This is a genomic window from Pseudomonas sp. P7758 (assembly GCF_013386485.1).
GTDB lineage: Bacteria > Pseudomonadota > Gammaproteobacteria > Pseudomonadales > Pseudomonadaceae > Aquipseudomonas.
Genome location: NZ_JACARS010000193.1, coordinates 1 through 13793 on the forward strand (window position 1 = coordinate 1; position 13793 = coordinate 13793).

Below are 13793 nucleotides of genomic sequence, written 5' to 3' on the forward strand. Positions count from 1 at the left end.
TTCTGCATCATCACCGACGAAACCCGCCACGTGAAAATGGCCATCGTCGACCGCAACGTCACGCCGCTGCTGTCGGTCAACGACCCGGCGCTGATGGTCGGCATGCCCAAGGGCCTGACTGCCGCCACCGGCATGGACGCGCTCACCCACGCAATCGAAGCCTACGTGTCCACCGCCGCCAACCCGATCACCGATGCCTGCGCGATCAAGGCCATCGAACTGATCAGCGCCAACCTGCGGATTGCGGTGCGCGACGGTAAAGACCTGGCCGCCCGGGAGAACATGGCCTACGCGCAGTTCCTTGCCGGCATGGCCTTCAACAACGCGTCCCTGGGGTTCGTGCACGCCATGGCGCACCAGTTGGGTGGGCTGTATGACTTGCCCCACGGCGTGTGCAATGCGGTGCTGTTGCCCCATGTGCAAAGCTTCAACGCCAGCGTCAGCGCCGAGCGCCTGAGCCATGTGGCACGGGCCCTTGGCGCAGATATCAAGGGTACGTCGGTGGAAGAGGGCGCCCAGGCGGCCATCGCGGCGATTCGCAGCCTGTCCCAGGATGTGGAAATTCCTGCCGGGTTGCGGGAGCTGGGCGCCAAGTTGCAGGACATCCCGCTGCTGGCGTCCAACGCCCTGAAGGACGCCTGCGGCCTGACCAACCCACGGCGGGCGGATCAGCGTCAGATTGAAGAGATCTTCCGCAGCGCGTTCTGATCAGTCCTGGCCATGGCGACGCACAGCAGTGCGCCGCCCGCCAGCGCCACGCATAACACCGCCAACGGCCAGGCCTGCTGACTCGCCAGCAGGCTGGCCACGCCACCGATCGCCGCCGCCATCAACTGATGCATAAAGCCGCTCAAGGCCATGGCGTAGGAGCCGCTCACCGGTGATTCATCATTGGCCAGCGACAGGCTGATGGGATAACTCATCGATTGGCCGAACACCGCCAGGCAATACGGCAGCCACAGCAGGATCGCCAGCCCATTGGCAAACAGGCTGCCCAGCAACATCGTCGCGCTGCCGCATATCACCAACGCCACGCCCCAACTCATCATCGACAGGCGCCCGGTGCGGGCGACGAGGCGATTGACCATCAACGCCCCCGCCAGATACGCCCCGCTGATCGGCCAGCCGAGCCAGCCATATTGCGCCGCGCTCCACTCGAAATGGCCCTGCAAAATCAACGGTGCGCAGGTATTGAACGCGATGATCACCCCGTAACCCAAACCGCCCGCCAACGGGCCGCAGGAACGCCGGATGACGCAGGATCGTGCCGTAGATGCGCCAGGCCGAGACGTGCCCGGCGGCTTTTTCCAGTGTTGCAAACACCACCCGTTGCAGCGCAATCATCAGGCCGACAGCCGCGACCGCCAGCCCATAAAAGATCGCCTCCCAACCAAACGCCACTTGCAACAGCGAGCCCACAAACTGCCCGATGCCCAGGGCGATCACGAACGTCATGCCCAGCCACGACAAACCTTTGGCCAACAGGGCACCGCTGAAGCTGTCACGAACCAGCACCCGCGCCATCACCGACACACCGCCCGCACCGAGGCCTTGAACCAGGCGCAGGCCGAGGAACGATTCGAGGCTGTAGGCGGACGGAATCGCCGCACTGGCCAGCGCATACAACGCCAACGCTGCCAGCAACACCGGCTTTCTACCCAGGCGCTCACCGAGGCTGCCCCAGAGCAGCATCGGCAACGCCATGCCGATCAAGTACACCGCCAGGGCCAGTGCCACCTGGTCCTCTGCAGCGGTCAATGACAAGGCAATCGCCGGCACGGCGGGCAGATAACTGCTGATGCCAACCTGGGACAAAAAGGCCGCGCTGCAGGCAATGGTGAGGGTCGTGGTGCTTTTCAAGGGGAAAAAGATCCTGTTGAGCAGTAAGCTGCAAGCCGCAAGCTACAAGTTGCCAGTGGGTTTGTCTCTACCTTGCAGCATGAAGCTAACCGCTTGTCGCTTAGGAACCAACCTTATGAGAGTTCTATTATTCGGCGCCACCGGCATGGTCGGCCAAGGCGTGTTGCGCGAGTGCCTGCTGGCCAGTGACGTGCAGGAAGTTGTCGCCGTCGGCCGTACCGCGCTGACCCAGGAACACGGCAAGCTGCACCAGGTGCTGCATGCCGACATGTTCGATTTCCAGCCCCTGGAGCATCTGCTGCAAGGTTTCGATGCCTGCTTCTTTTGCCTGGGCGTTTCTTCGGTGGGCATGGATGAAGCCAAGTACACCCATTTGAGCTACGACTTGACGCTGGTGGCCGCCAGCACCCTGGCGCGGCTCAACCCGCAGATGACCTTTATCTACGTGTCCGGCGCCGGTACCGACAGCAGCGAAACCGGCAAAACCATGTGGGCACGGATCAAGGGCAAGACCGAGAATGCGTTGCTGCGCCTGCCGTTCAAGGCGGTGTACCTGTTCCGTCCCGGGGTGATCCAGCCGTTGCACGGCGTGCGCTCGAAAACCCCGCTCTACCAGTCCATCTACACCGTGGTCGGCCCGTTGTTGTCGCTGCTGCGCCATGTGCGACCGGCCTGGGTGGTGAGCACGGAAACCGTTGGCCGCGCAATGCTCTCGGCCGTCCGGCACGGTGCACCTCTGCCGGTGGTGGAGCAGGCCGATATCAATCGCCTGGCCACCGAGCGCGCCTAGATGCTGCACAAAAGCCTGGTTCGCCGCCTTGACCTGATCACCCTGCAATTGTTTGTGGCAGTGCATGAGGAAGGCACGCTGACCCGCGCCGCCGCCCGTGAAGCTATCGCGGTCTCGGCGGCCAGCAAGCGCTTGATGGAGCTGGAACAGGTGCTGGGCGTCAGCCTGTTTGTGCGCCAGGCCAAGGGCATGCAGCTCACGGCCGCCGGCGAGACCTTGCTGCACCATGCACGGCAGATGCTGTTCAATGTCGAGAAGATGGGCCTGGAGCTGGGCGAACACAGTCACGGCGTGCGCGGTTATGTGCGGATGCTGGCGAACCTCTCGGCAATCATTCAGTTCCTGCCCGAAGACTTGCGCGACTTTTCCGCGCTGCATCCACAGGTGAAGGCAGACCTGGAAGAGCGGCCCAGCAATGGCGTGGTCCAGGGTGTGATTGACGGCGTTGCGGACCTGGGCATCTGTTCCAGCGACACCGATACCAAAGGCCTGCCCGGCGTGACCTATCGCCGGGACAAGCTGGTGGTGCTGATGCCGGCGGATTACCCGTTGGCGTCGCGCAAGACCCTGACGTTCGCCGAGACGCTGGACAGCGACTACGTGGGGCTGCATTCCGCCAGTTCGATAAACATGCGCACCCATGCGGCGGCGCGGGAGGCGGGCAAGGTGCTGCGCTTGCGGATCCATGTGCCGGGCTTCGATGCCATGTGCCGGATGGTCCAGGCCAACATGGGCATCGGCATCCTGCCGCAAAAAGCCTATGAACTGTTTGGCCGGGCGTTGGGCTTGCACGCGGTGCCGCTGACGGATGCCTGGTCGGACCGCAGCCTGATCCTGGTGGTGCGTGACGAGGCGCAGCTGTCGCCGGTGAGCCGGTTGTTGTTCGATTACCTGCGGCGGGAGCAGGCGTAAGCAAACCCTGTGGCGAGGGCCCTTGCTGTGGCGAGGGAGCTNNTGCGTAGCAGCCCCAAAAAAGCCGGGAGCGCTACGCACTCCAGCGGGAGCAAGCTCCCTCGCCACAACCAGTCCTTACTCAAGCGTTCGCATTTGGCGAACGCTCGTTGCCAACTGACGGTTGGATTTCTACTGCCTGCGTCCTCTAGCCTTGGCCCCACATTCCAAGAACAAGAGGTACACCCCATGACGGCTCCCCTGAGCGGTATCAAGGTGATCGAGATCGGCACCCTGATTGCCGCGCCCTTCGCCGCCCGGCTGATGGCCGAGTTTGGCGCCGAGGTGATCAAGATCGAAGCCATGGGGCAGGGCGATCCGCTTCGCAAATGGCGAAAGCTTCACGAAGGTACGTCGCTGTGGTGGTACCTGCAATCGCGTAACAAAAAGTCCCTGGCCCTGGACCTCAAGTCGGCAGAAGGCCTGGACCTGGTCAAGCAATTGCTGGGCGATGCCGACGTGCTGATCGAAAACCTGCGCCCCGGCGGCCTGGAAAAACTCGGCCTGGGCTGGGACGTGCTGCACGCCCTCAACCCCAAGCTGACCCTGGTGCGCATCTCCGGCTACGGCCAGACCGGCCCTTACCGCGACCGCCCGGGCTTCGGTGCCATCGGCGAGGCCATGGGCGGGATTCGCTACACCACCGGCAACCCGGATTCACCACCGGCGCGGGTCGGTGTGAGCCTCGGTGATTCCCTGGCGTCGCTGCACGGTGTGATCGGCGCGCTGATGTCGCTGCTGCGGGTCAAGACCGGCCAGGGCGACGGCCAGATTGTCGACGTGTCCCTGGCCGAAAGCGTGTTCAACCTGATGGAAAGCCTGGTGCCGGAATACGACATGCTCGGCCATGTGCGCGAACGCAGCGGCGGCGCCTTGCCCGGCATCGCACCGTCCAACACCTACCTGACCGCCGACGGCGCCTATGTGGTGATCGCCGGCAACAGCGACCCGATCTACAAACGCCTGATGCTCGCCATCGGCCGCGCCGACCTGGCCGAAGCGCCGGAGTTTGCCCACAACGATGGCCGCGCTGCCAAGAGCGGCCTACTGGACGCCGCCATCACCCACTGGACCAGCAGCCTGCCCATCGACCAGGTGCTCAGTGCCCTGGAAGCCGCCGAAGTACCGGCGGGGCGCATCTATTCAGTGGCCGATATCGTCGCCGATCCGCACTACCAGGCCCGCGACATGCTGCTCAGCGCCGACCTGCCCGGCGGCCTCACGGTGAAGATGCCCGGTATCGTGCCCAAACTGTCGGAAACCCCCGGCGCGGTGAATTGGCAGGGCCCGAGCCTGGGCCAGCACACTGATTCAATCCTCGGCGACCTGGGCCTGAGCGGCGCCGATATTCAACGCCTGAAATCCTCGGGAGTGGTGCAATGAAAAACTATTCCGATGCCCTGGTCGTGCAGGAAGTCTCACCCCGTGACGGCCTGCAAATCGAGCCGACCTGGGTCGAGACTGTCGACAAGATCGCGTTGATAGACCAACTGTCCCTGGCCGGGTTTTCCCGGATCGAAGCCGGCTCGTTCGTGTCGCCCAAGGCCATTCCCGCCTTGCGCGATGGGGAACAGGTGTTCCAGGGCATCACTCGTCGCCCCGGGGTCATCTACGTGGCGTTGATCCCCAACCTCAAGGGTGCCCAGCGTGCCATCGAGTCCCGGGCCGATGAGTTGAACCTGGTGATGTCCGCCAGCCAGACCCACAACCTGGCGAATATGCGCATGCGTTGCGAAGCCTCGTTGGCGGCGTTCGGCGATATCGTGAGCTTTGCTGCCGAGCACCCGGTGCGCCTCAACGGCAGCATCGCGACCACTTTTGGTTGCCCGTTCGAGGGCAAGATCGATGAGGACCGCGTGCTGCAATTGGTCGACGCCTACCGCGAGCTGGGCATCCAGGGCATCAGCCTGGCCGACACCACCGGCATGGCCAATCCGCGTCAGGTCGAGCGCCTGGTCAAGCGCGTGCTCGAACGTGTTCCGGCGAGCGACCTGACCCTGCATTTCCACAACACTCGCGGCCTGGGTTTGTGCAATGTGCTGGCCGCCTACGAGGCCGGTGCGCGACGGTTTGATGCGGCATTGGGCGGCCTCGGCGGTTGCCCGTTTGCGCCCGGCGCGTCGGGCAATATCTGCACTGAAGACCTGGTCAACCTGTGTGATGAAGTCGGGATCCACACCGGCATCGACCTGCCGCACCTGCTGAAAATGTCGCGGCAATTGCCAGCCTTGCTGGGCCACGAATTGCCGGGCCAGGTGGCCAAGGCCGGGCGCAATTGCGACCTGCATCCGCCACCGGCCTACATCGCCACCTTGTAAGCCGTAACCAGACAACAAAAACAATCGGACGCCTGCGAGCAGTCCGCTGGAGAGAATCGATGAGCCTTAATACGTTGGAGGCCGGCGTGCGCCCGGCCGCTGAACACGATGCCGAAAAAGCCCTGGTCAGCAAGGTCGCCTGGCGCCTGATGCCGCTGATCATGGTCTGCTATCTGTTCGCGTTTTTTGACCGCATCAACATCAGCTTCGCCAAGTTCCAGCTACAGGCCGATCTGAGCCTGAATGACACCGCCTATGGTCTCGGCGCCGGGCTGTTTGTGGTGGGCTATGTGATCTTTGAAGTGCCGAGCAACATGATGCTGTACAAGGTCGGCGCCCGCCGCTGGATCGCTCGCATCATGATGTCGTGGGGGCTGGCGACGGCCGCTATGGTGTTCGTCACGGCCGAATGGCAGTTCTACGGCCTGCGTTTCATCATCGGTGCGATGGAGGCCGGGTTTGCCCCGGGCGTGCTGTATTACCTGACGTTGTGGTTCCCGCAGCACTTCCGTGGGCGCATCACGTCGATGCTGTTCCTGGCGTCGGCGTTTGCCGGGCTGGTGGGCGCGCCGTTCTCCGGGCTGGTGCTGGAACACCTCGACGGTGTGCTGCAAATGCGCGGCTGGCACTGGTTGTTCTTGCTCGGTGGCTTGCCCTGTGTGGGCCTGGGGTTCCTGGTGCTCAAGCTGCTCAAGGACCGTATCGAGGATGCCCACTGGCTGACCTCGGCGGAGAAGACGTTGCTGGCCAGCCGCATTGCCGTGCATGAACCCCACAAGAGCGGTGGCTCGTTGCTGGCTGCATTGCGTATCCCAGGCTTCCTGATGCTGGGTTTTATCTACTTCCTGATCCAGGTGGCGTCCTACGGGCTGAACTTCTGGGCGCCGCAACTGATCCGCAGCGCCGGCACCCAGAGCCCGGTGATGATCGGCTTGCTGACGGCGATTCCCTACGTCTGCGGCGCCATCAGCATGGTGGTGATCGGACGCTTGTCCGACGCCACCGGCGAACGTCGCAAGTTCGTCAGCGGCCTGGTGGCGCTGGGGGCGGTGGGGTTCTTCTGTGCCGGGATCTTTGCCGATCACACCACGTTCCTGATCGTCGCCCTGAGTTTGCTGGGCGCGGGGATCATCGCTTCGATCCCGACGTTCTGGACGCTGCCGCCGAAGTTGTTGGCCGGTGCCGGCGCGGGCGCTGCTGGCGGGATCGCGGTGATCAACACGTTAGGCCAGTTCGGCGGCATCGTCAGCCCGGTGATGGTCGGCCGGATCAAGGACCTCACCGGCAGCACCACGCCGGCGCTGTATGTCATCGGCGTGTGTGCGTTGCTGGCTGCGGCGCTGTTGCTGTGGGGCTTGCCACAGAAGCTGCGCACCCTCGACAAGCGCTGATCAGCCGGCGGTCACCAGCGAGCGGGTGGGTGCGGCACTGAATTGAATCAGGGCCACACCGCCAATCAACATCAGCGCCCCGATCAACCGGGGCGCGGTCAATTGGCGCTCCACCAGCCCGAACAAGCCGAAGTGGTCCAGCATCAACGAGGCGACGATTTGCCCGGCCATCGCCAGGGCGATAAACCCCGAGGCGCCGAGCTTGGGCATCAGGATCAACGCCAGCGAAATGAAGCACACGCCGAACGCGCCGCCGCTCCACATCCACAGCGGCGCCTTGGTGATAAAACCCAGGTTGGGCAGCGGCAGGCGCAGGGCCAGGATCACCGGCAGCAGCACGATGATGCTCACCAGCAGCGAGGCGAGGGTGGCCCACAGCGGATGCCCCAGGCCGCGTCCCAGGTTGGCGTTGATCGCGCTTTGAAACGGCACCACTGCCCCGGCGAACGCGGCCAACAGCAACAAACCTACCCAATGCAACGTCGTCATGATCAATCTCCCAGAGGTTTTGCTGGACTCTAGGCTATTCGTCGCGCAAATTTAAATTCCAAGTTCTTATGCAGAACATGCAGCTGATGAATGATCTACGACGCATCGACCTTAACCTGCTGGTGATCCTTGACGCCTTGCTCAGCGAGCAACACGTGACCCGTGCCGCCGAGCGCCTGCACCTGAGCCAGCCGGCGGTGAGCCACGCGCTGGCGCGGTTGCGGGACTTGCTCGGAGACGCGTTGCTGGTGCGCCAGGGCAGCTCGCTGGTGCCCACTGCTCGTGCTCTGGAACTGGCCATGCCGCTGGCGGAAGCGCTGGCCCAGGTACAGGCGCTGCTGGAGCCCAATCGTTTTGATCCGGCGTCGGCCAAGCGCACCTTCCGGGTCGCCATGTCGGACTACAGTGCGGCGATTTTCTTGCCGGGACTGGTGCGCACCTTGCGCCGGGAAGCGCCGGGGATTGATTTGCAGATTATCCAGGCCAGTCGCGAAGGCATGCTTGACGGTGTGCTCAATGGCGATATCGACCTGGCGGCCGGGGTGTTTCCCGACATGCCTGCCGAGCTGCGCAGCACGCCGCTGTTTGAAGAGCATTACGTGTGCCTGGTGGACCGCGACAGCCTGCCTGAAAACGGCGTGCTTGATCTGCCCACCTACCTGGCGCGGCCCCACGTGTTACTGGAAATGCGTGGCAGCGGAACACCGGAAATCGAACGGGCGCTGACGGCGATTCGCGAGCGCCGGCACGTGTCTATCAGCTTGCCTCATTGGGGTGTTGCGCCGCAGTTGATCCAGGGCACGGACCTGATTCTTACCGTGTCGTCTCGCGGGCTGCTGAACATTGATCACGAACAGTTGTTGGCGGTGCCGCCGCCGTTTCACATTCCGTCGTTTGCGTTTGTGCTGGCGTGGCATTCGCGGCGGGGTGGGGACGCGGCGTTGCAGTGGTTGAATGGGCAGGTGCAGGTTGTGATACAGGGTTGATCGGCGTTACCAACTGTTCGGTGGTTGGCGCCGTGTGTGAAATATTCGAAGAACCTGTAACCGTCCCTCGCGAATACGATATGGCACGAGATAGGGCCAGCGTGGCATCACCCACTCACGTGTACCAGGAACGCGTCCTTCTCGACCCATCGCCGGAAACTCAGCAACATGCTCAAGCCCCGTCCGGATGGCCTGAACAAACTCATAAGCCGCTTTGGGGTTTTCCTGGGCGATGAAAGCTGCTTCATCATCAAGATTTTTGAGTGCTGCCTTCAGCCACTCAACGCGCATTGGCACGCCATTTGTTTGCCACTGCGTCTACTTCGGCGGCAGTTGCAAAGTCACCCGCATCGGCTTCTTTCAACGCCTTTTGAATTTCCTCGATTTGCCATGCTTCACGCGTCAGGTATTCGCGTAACGCATCGACGGCGAGGAACGATTTGCTGCGCCCGGTGGCCTTGGCAAGGCTGGCGAGTGTTTCGGAGATGTCTTCAGGTAGACGTAATGACATGACCGACATAAGTGCCTCGATGTAGTGATGTGTAATACAACATACTACATTGTCACCGTTGCATCTTTGTGTCCCGTTCGTCAGGACTGCTCCTCAGTAAGACCTGACGACCGTTCGTCGCACTAACAAGTTTTTTCTAAACCTTTACCGCCCTGAAAATTCAGATTCAGAGCGGGGCTCGTTTCCCTGCACCTGTTTATTACCTGGAGGAACCCATCATGAGCCGCATGGCTATCCGGTTACGCACCGCCAGTTTCGCGATGCTGCTGGGCCTCGGCGCCAGCAATGCTTTCGCCCAGTCGCCTGCCGATTTCATCGAGCAGGCTTCGGCCAAGGGCATGGCCGATATCGAGACCAGCCGCATGGCACATGCCAAGACTTCGTCCCAGGAGATCAAGGACTACACCATCGAAGTCATCAATGAACGCACCCTGGCCAATCAGCACCTGGCGGCCATCGCCAAGAAGCTCGACTTGCCGGTGGCCCCACGGGACAAGATTGTCGACAAGGCCGAATCCCTGATGCCCGAGCTCAAGGACGGCGACTCCTTTGACGCCGCCTACACCGCCCAGCAGATCAAGGCCAACGAAGACGCGATCGCCTTGTTCAAGCAGGAGGGCGCCGAGTCCGATATCCCGGAAATAAAGGCTTTGGTGGATGAGACCTTGCCCAAGTTGGAAGAGCGCCTGGAGAAAGCCCGGGCGCTGGCGTCGACGTACGGTAAGGGTCACCAGGGCGACGGTTGATTGCCTTGAGTACCCCATGAAAAACGGTGGCTGGAGTGATCCAGCCGCCGTTTTTTTATGCCTGGTTCAGGTCCGTCTTGGACCGGCCATTGTCATCCGTTGTTTCGGTAACCAGCGTCGTCACAGTGATGGTTTCACTGTCGCCGATGGTCTTGTATTCCTTGCGCAGTTTCTCCAGTTCCTTGCGGTCCAGGCCGTCCAGGCTCAATACGGCGTTTTGTGCATCCTTGGTGGCGCGCAGCAACTCGTCAATCTTGATATGCAAAATGTCGTTGTCGCGGTTTTGCGTGTTCTGGATCAGGAACACCATCAGGAAGGTGATGATGGTGGTGGAGGTGTTGATGATCAGCTGCCACGTGTCGTTGTAGTGGAAATAAGGCCCGCTCAGACTCCACAGGAGGATCAATCCCACCGCCGCGTAGAACGTGCGGGCGCTGCCTGCCCAGCGGGACAGGGATTGTGAGATGGCGGAGAATTTCATGACCGTTTTCCTATAAGGGTGGGTGATGAAAATACTGACCGCAGGCGCGCTCTGAAATTTCTTTTTACAATTGAGGATCTGAACAAAGTTGTACGTTTTCCTGCTGGGGGTCAGCCGTGATCCTCCAGCGCCAGCAGATACTGCTTGGCCTCAAGCCCGCCGGCGAACCCGGTCAAGCCACCCGACGCACCAATCACCCGATGGCACGGCGCAACAATCGAAATCGGATTGCGCCCGTTGGCGGCGCCGACGGCACGCACGGCCTTGGGGTTGCCTATCTGCGCAGCGATCTGGCTGTAGCTGCGGGTCTCTCCGAACGGGATGGTCAACAGCGCCTGCCAGACTTTCTTCTGGAAGTCGGTGCCGGCGAAGTCCAGTTCCAGCTCGAAACGGTTGCGGGCACCGGCGAAGTACTCCTTCAACTGTCGCTCGGTCTCCAGCAGTACCGGGCTGTTGCTGGCTTCTTGCAGGGCACCCAGGCGAACGCGATTGGGCCGCTCTTTTTCCCAGAGAATGGCGGTGAGTTTTCCGTCACGGGCCACGAGGGTGAGTTGGCCGACGGGGGAGGGCATGTATTTGTATTCGTAGGACATGGTCGGGCTCCTTGAGTGGGTATGGCTCTACTGTAGATAGGCCGGCCCAGGGTGGAACTACGTTTCTTGCGGTCGAATTCGCGAACGACTTAGAAGTTCCAGTAAACCCAATCGGCGTAATACGGATACCAATAAAACCACGAGAACCAGTACAGCGCCTTGAGTACCGATGCCGTGCCAATGACAAAAAATGAAGCGATGTTGAGCAGCGTGATGATCACGGCAAATACGGTTACACGCCGACTGGCATGCAGTTGGGCAAACCGGGCGCCATAAACGGAGGCCGTGATGGACGCCAGCACCAACACGAGTCCCAGCGCAAAGGGCAGCCTGAGGAACGAGAGCAGCAGAGGAGCGATCAGCACCCAGCCCAGTACCTTGCGCAGTACGGGGCTGGGCGTGCGGTGTGAGGGAGGGAGCATTGCGCGGTTCCTTGAAGTGCTGTTACCGGTCCTGTTGCAATACCTTGAGGGCAGCAGACGCAAGAAAGCCCGAACGGCTTTTTTCTTCCGGATGATGCAGGACGTATTCGTCAATGCGGTTCAGCAGGTAGCCGGGCAACGTGATATTGAGTTTCTGTGCCTTGCCCAGGTACTTGGTCACATCAATATCCACCACCGCCCACGTACAGCCGGCATATTGCGGGTTGGCGGCATGGAGGGTGACTTTCTGTGCTGTAGGAATGGGCGCACCGTCTTCTGCGAGGATCTCGAAGTGGCCTTCGATCGCTTCGCGGGCCATGGCCATGGCGTCGTCCAGATCATCTCCAGCTGAGAAGCAACCGGGAATGTCCGGGACTTCCACACCCCAGGCATGGTCCTCGTCACCGGTTGAAATTGCGATTGGGTACAGCATGTTTGTTGTCCTCCACGAACGTGTTAGCTGAGCAGAGCTTGTTTCAAAATGCTCTTTGCGGTCTTGTCCAGCAGGTCCTTTTTAGGATGGGGAATCGTCACCAGCCCCGGCTTTGTCGGGTGCTTGAAATGATGATGGCTGCCTCTGATTCGCACCAGATACCAGCCATCCGCAACGATGTGACCTATCAAATATCGGCTGTCCACAGCACCTCCTTGTGGTGTGTGTTGGTGGAGACTATAACCACTGAAAATAAATTATCAACACTCTACCTACCAGCGGTCGATGACCGGTGTTTCTGTAGGGCGCGTATGTAGTGTATGAGCGCATGGGGACGGTGCCCGGCGGAGGTATTGCGAGGTTTTTCGAGAGAACAATCAGGCTTTCTGACGAGCCTGCAGCAACTCATCAATTACCGTGAGAAATGCCGTGACCATCAAGCTGCTTGCGCCGCTGCGCGTAAGAACGAGCAACCGTGCATACGCTTCCGCGTCCACCAACGGCCGATACGTCACGCCCTTGTTCATCAAACTCTGCGTACATTCCGGCACCAGCGCCACACCTTGTCCCGCCGCCACCAGTGCAATGATCGAGGTAATTTGCCGTCCCGACGGCCCGGCCCTCAGTGGCAAACCTTTGTGCCGATAAAGCTGCTCAATGGACTGGTTAAGCCCCGAGCCATAATCGGCTGGGAACAGAATCAACGGGTACCCACTCAACTGCGCCAGGCTGACCTCGGCCTGGTTGGCCAACGGGCTGTCGCTGGACACCGCCGCCACCAGCCGCTCCTCACCCAACGACAACGCTTGCACCTCAGTCTGACCGTCCTGGGGCAGTAACCGGCTCAAGCCGATATCCAGGCGGCCATCAGCCACCTGTGCGCCCAGGCTGCCGGAGGCGCATTCCACCAGCGTCAGTTGCACATCGGGAAAGCGTTGGGCGAAGGCTTGAATCGCTTGGCTGAACAAGTCCGACAGGGCTATCGAGCTGACGTAACCCAGCGCCAGTTGCCCGGCGGCACCCGCCGCCAGTTTGCCCGCGATGACTTCAGCGAGGTCGACCTGCTCCAGCACCGCCCGTGCGTAGGGCAGGAACGCGCGCCCCTGGGGAGTGAGCGAAACCGTGCGACTGGTGCGGTCGAACAGGCGAAATCCCAGCTCAGTCTCCAGCGCGGAAATCTGCCGGGTCAACGGCGGCTGGGCCAGGTGCAGGCGAATGGCCGCTCGGCCGAAGTGCAATTCTTCGGCGACGGTCAGAAAGTAACGCAGCTTGCGTAGGTCGAGCATCCTGGCCCCAGGGTATTGATCGGTTCGAAATCGGTATTGGTCTCGGGTGTGCGGGTCATTCTATAAAGGCCTCAGATAATAAAACGAGAGGTTTCATGAAACCGCGCCTGCATTGTGCCCGTCTTGCCCTGTTCCTGTGTGGCTGCGCGGCGTTTCTCAACCTCTACGCCACCCAGAGCATTTTGCAGACCCTTGCCGCCAACTTTGAAGTGAGCGCCAGGGCGGCCGGTTGGAGCATTACCGTCACCACCTTGGCGGTAGCGCTGACCGCGCCCTTTGTCAGCCGCCTGACCGGGCGTTTTGAGCAACGCACGGTGATCTCGGCGGCCGCGCTGTTGCTGGCGTTGCCGGCTTTGATGACTGCCTATGCCAGCAGCTTTGCCGAACTGCAGGTGTGGCGCTTTATCGAAGGCATGCTGATCCCCGTGGTGTTCGCCACCAGCGTGGCCTACATCGGTGATCGCTGGCGCGGCGGCACCGTCACCGAAGTCACCAGCCTCTATGTGGCCGGCACCGTGCTCGGCGGGTTTGCCGGG

The 13793-nt window shown here is 61.5% G+C and carries 18 protein-coding genes and 1 pseudogene; 9 read left to right on the forward strand and 10 right to left on the reverse strand.

Going from position 1 to position 13793, the window contains the following annotated elements; translation table 11 throughout:
* Window positions 1-708 (forward strand): iron-containing alcohol dehydrogenase (locus HX873_RS29820; RefSeq protein WP_177123634.1); only part of this gene is annotated, 708 nt, incomplete at its 5' end.
* On the opposite strand, the pseudogene HX873_RS29825 reads toward HX873_RS29820, so the two are convergent.
* Window positions 675-1860 (reverse strand): annotated as a pseudogene (locus tag HX873_RS29825) (MFS transporter). The gene HX873_RS29820 and the pseudogene HX873_RS29825 sit on opposite strands and share 34 nt — an antisense overlap.
* A 115-nt stretch (window positions 1861-1975) precedes the next feature.
* Here HX873_RS29825 and HX873_RS29830 point away from each other — a divergent pair.
* From HX873_RS29830 to HX873_RS29850, 5 genes are all read left to right on the forward strand, one after another.
* Window positions 1976-2650, forward strand: coding sequence for an NAD(P)H-binding protein (locus HX873_RS29830; RefSeq protein ID WP_102604145.1), 675 nt, complete (start codon window positions 1976-1978; stop codon window positions 2648-2650).
* Window positions 2651-3562: a LysR family transcriptional regulator gene (locus HX873_RS29835; RefSeq protein ID WP_003212094.1), complete on the forward strand. Its 912-nt coding sequence runs from the start codon at window positions 2651-2653 to the stop codon at window positions 3560-3562.
* A gap of 228 nt (window positions 3563-3790) precedes the next feature.
* A complete protein-coding gene (locus tag HX873_RS29840; protein WP_087692626.1) occupies window positions 3791-4984 on the forward strand; it encodes a CaiB/BaiF CoA-transferase family protein in 1194 nt (397 codons plus the stop codon).
* Complete coding sequence (locus HX873_RS29845; protein ID WP_177123635.1) at window positions 4981-5919, forward strand: hydroxymethylglutaryl-CoA lyase; 939 nt, start codon at window positions 4981-4983, stop codon at window positions 5917-5919. Before HX873_RS29840 ends, HX873_RS29845 begins: the two co-directional genes overlap by 4 nt.
* Window positions 5920-5978: 59 nt before the next feature.
* Window positions 5979-7310 (forward strand): MFS transporter, encoded by a 1332-nt coding sequence (locus tag HX873_RS29850; RefSeq protein ID WP_177123636.1) that lies wholly within the window; start codon window positions 5979-5981, stop codon window positions 7308-7310.
* On the opposite strand, the gene HX873_RS29855 is transcribed toward HX873_RS29850, so the two are convergent.
* Window positions 7311-7799, reverse strand: a complete 489-nt coding sequence (locus HX873_RS29855) for a DMT family transporter (protein WP_003212086.1) — start codon at window positions 7797-7799, stop codon at window positions 7311-7313.
* A gap of 68 nt (window positions 7800-7867) precedes the next feature.
* Between HX873_RS29855 and HX873_RS29860 the strand changes: the two genes are divergently transcribed.
* Window positions 7868-8785: a LysR family transcriptional regulator gene (locus HX873_RS29860; RefSeq protein WP_177123637.1), complete on the forward strand. Its 918-nt coding sequence runs from the start codon at window positions 7868-7870 to the stop codon at window positions 8783-8785.
* 6 nt (window positions 8786-8791) lie between these two features.
* On the opposite strand, the gene HX873_RS29865 is transcribed toward HX873_RS29860, so the two are convergent.
* Window positions 8792-9076, reverse strand: a complete 285-nt coding sequence (locus tag HX873_RS29865) for a type II toxin-antitoxin system RelE/ParE family toxin (protein ID WP_008437803.1) — start codon at window positions 9074-9076, stop codon at window positions 8792-8794.
* Window positions 9066-9305 carry a CopG family ribbon-helix-helix protein gene (locus tag HX873_RS29870; protein ID WP_008437804.1) on the reverse strand — a complete coding sequence of 80 codons (240 nt, stop codon included), beginning with the start codon at window positions 9303-9305 and terminating at the stop codon, window positions 9066-9068. The genes HX873_RS29865 and HX873_RS29870 overlap by 11 nt, the downstream gene beginning before the upstream one ends.
* A 209-nt stretch (window positions 9306-9514) precedes the next feature.
* On the opposite strand from HX873_RS29870, the gene HX873_RS29875 reads away from it, so the two are divergent.
* Window positions 9515-10042, forward strand: coding sequence for a DUF4142 domain-containing protein (locus HX873_RS29875; RefSeq protein WP_003212082.1), 528 nt, complete (start codon window positions 9515-9517; stop codon window positions 10040-10042).
* A gap of 55 nt (window positions 10043-10097) precedes the next feature.
* Here HX873_RS29875 and HX873_RS29880 read toward each other — a convergent pair whose 3' ends face one another.
* The 6 genes from HX873_RS29880 to HX873_RS29905 form a co-directional block, all read right to left on the reverse strand.
* Window positions 10098-10523: a low affinity iron permease family protein gene (locus HX873_RS29880; protein WP_003212079.1), complete on the reverse strand. Its 426-nt coding sequence runs from the start codon at window positions 10521-10523 to the stop codon at window positions 10098-10100.
* Window positions 10524-10633: 110 nt separating this feature from the next.
* Window positions 10634-11116, reverse strand: a complete 483-nt coding sequence (locus tag HX873_RS29885) for a methylated-DNA--[protein]-cysteine S-methyltransferase (RefSeq protein ID WP_003212078.1) — start codon at window positions 11114-11116, stop codon at window positions 10634-10636.
* Window positions 11117-11205: 89 nt separating this feature from the next.
* A complete protein-coding gene (locus tag HX873_RS29890) occupies window positions 11206-11538 on the reverse strand; it encodes a hypothetical protein (RefSeq protein ID WP_003212076.1) in 333 nt (110 codons plus the stop codon).
* 22 nt (window positions 11539-11560) lie between these two features.
* Window positions 11561-11971, reverse strand: coding sequence for a type II toxin-antitoxin system HicB family antitoxin (locus tag HX873_RS29895; RefSeq protein ID WP_003212074.1), 411 nt, complete (start codon window positions 11969-11971; stop codon window positions 11561-11563).
* Between the two features lie 23 nt (window positions 11972-11994).
* Entirely contained in the window at window positions 11995-12177 is a 183-nt protein-coding gene (locus HX873_RS29900; protein WP_003189411.1) for a type II toxin-antitoxin system HicA family toxin, read from the reverse strand.
* Window positions 12178-12348: 171 nt separating this feature from the next.
* Window positions 12349-13257, reverse strand: coding sequence for a LysR family transcriptional regulator (locus HX873_RS29905; protein WP_087692622.1), 909 nt, complete (start codon window positions 13255-13257; stop codon window positions 12349-12351).
* Window positions 13258-13352: 95 nt separating this feature from the next.
* On the opposite strand from HX873_RS29905, the gene HX873_RS31910 reads away from it, so the two are divergent.
* On the forward strand, window positions 13353-13793 hold a 441-nt coding region (locus tag HX873_RS31910; protein ID WP_256349685.1), incomplete at its 3' end, for an MFS transporter.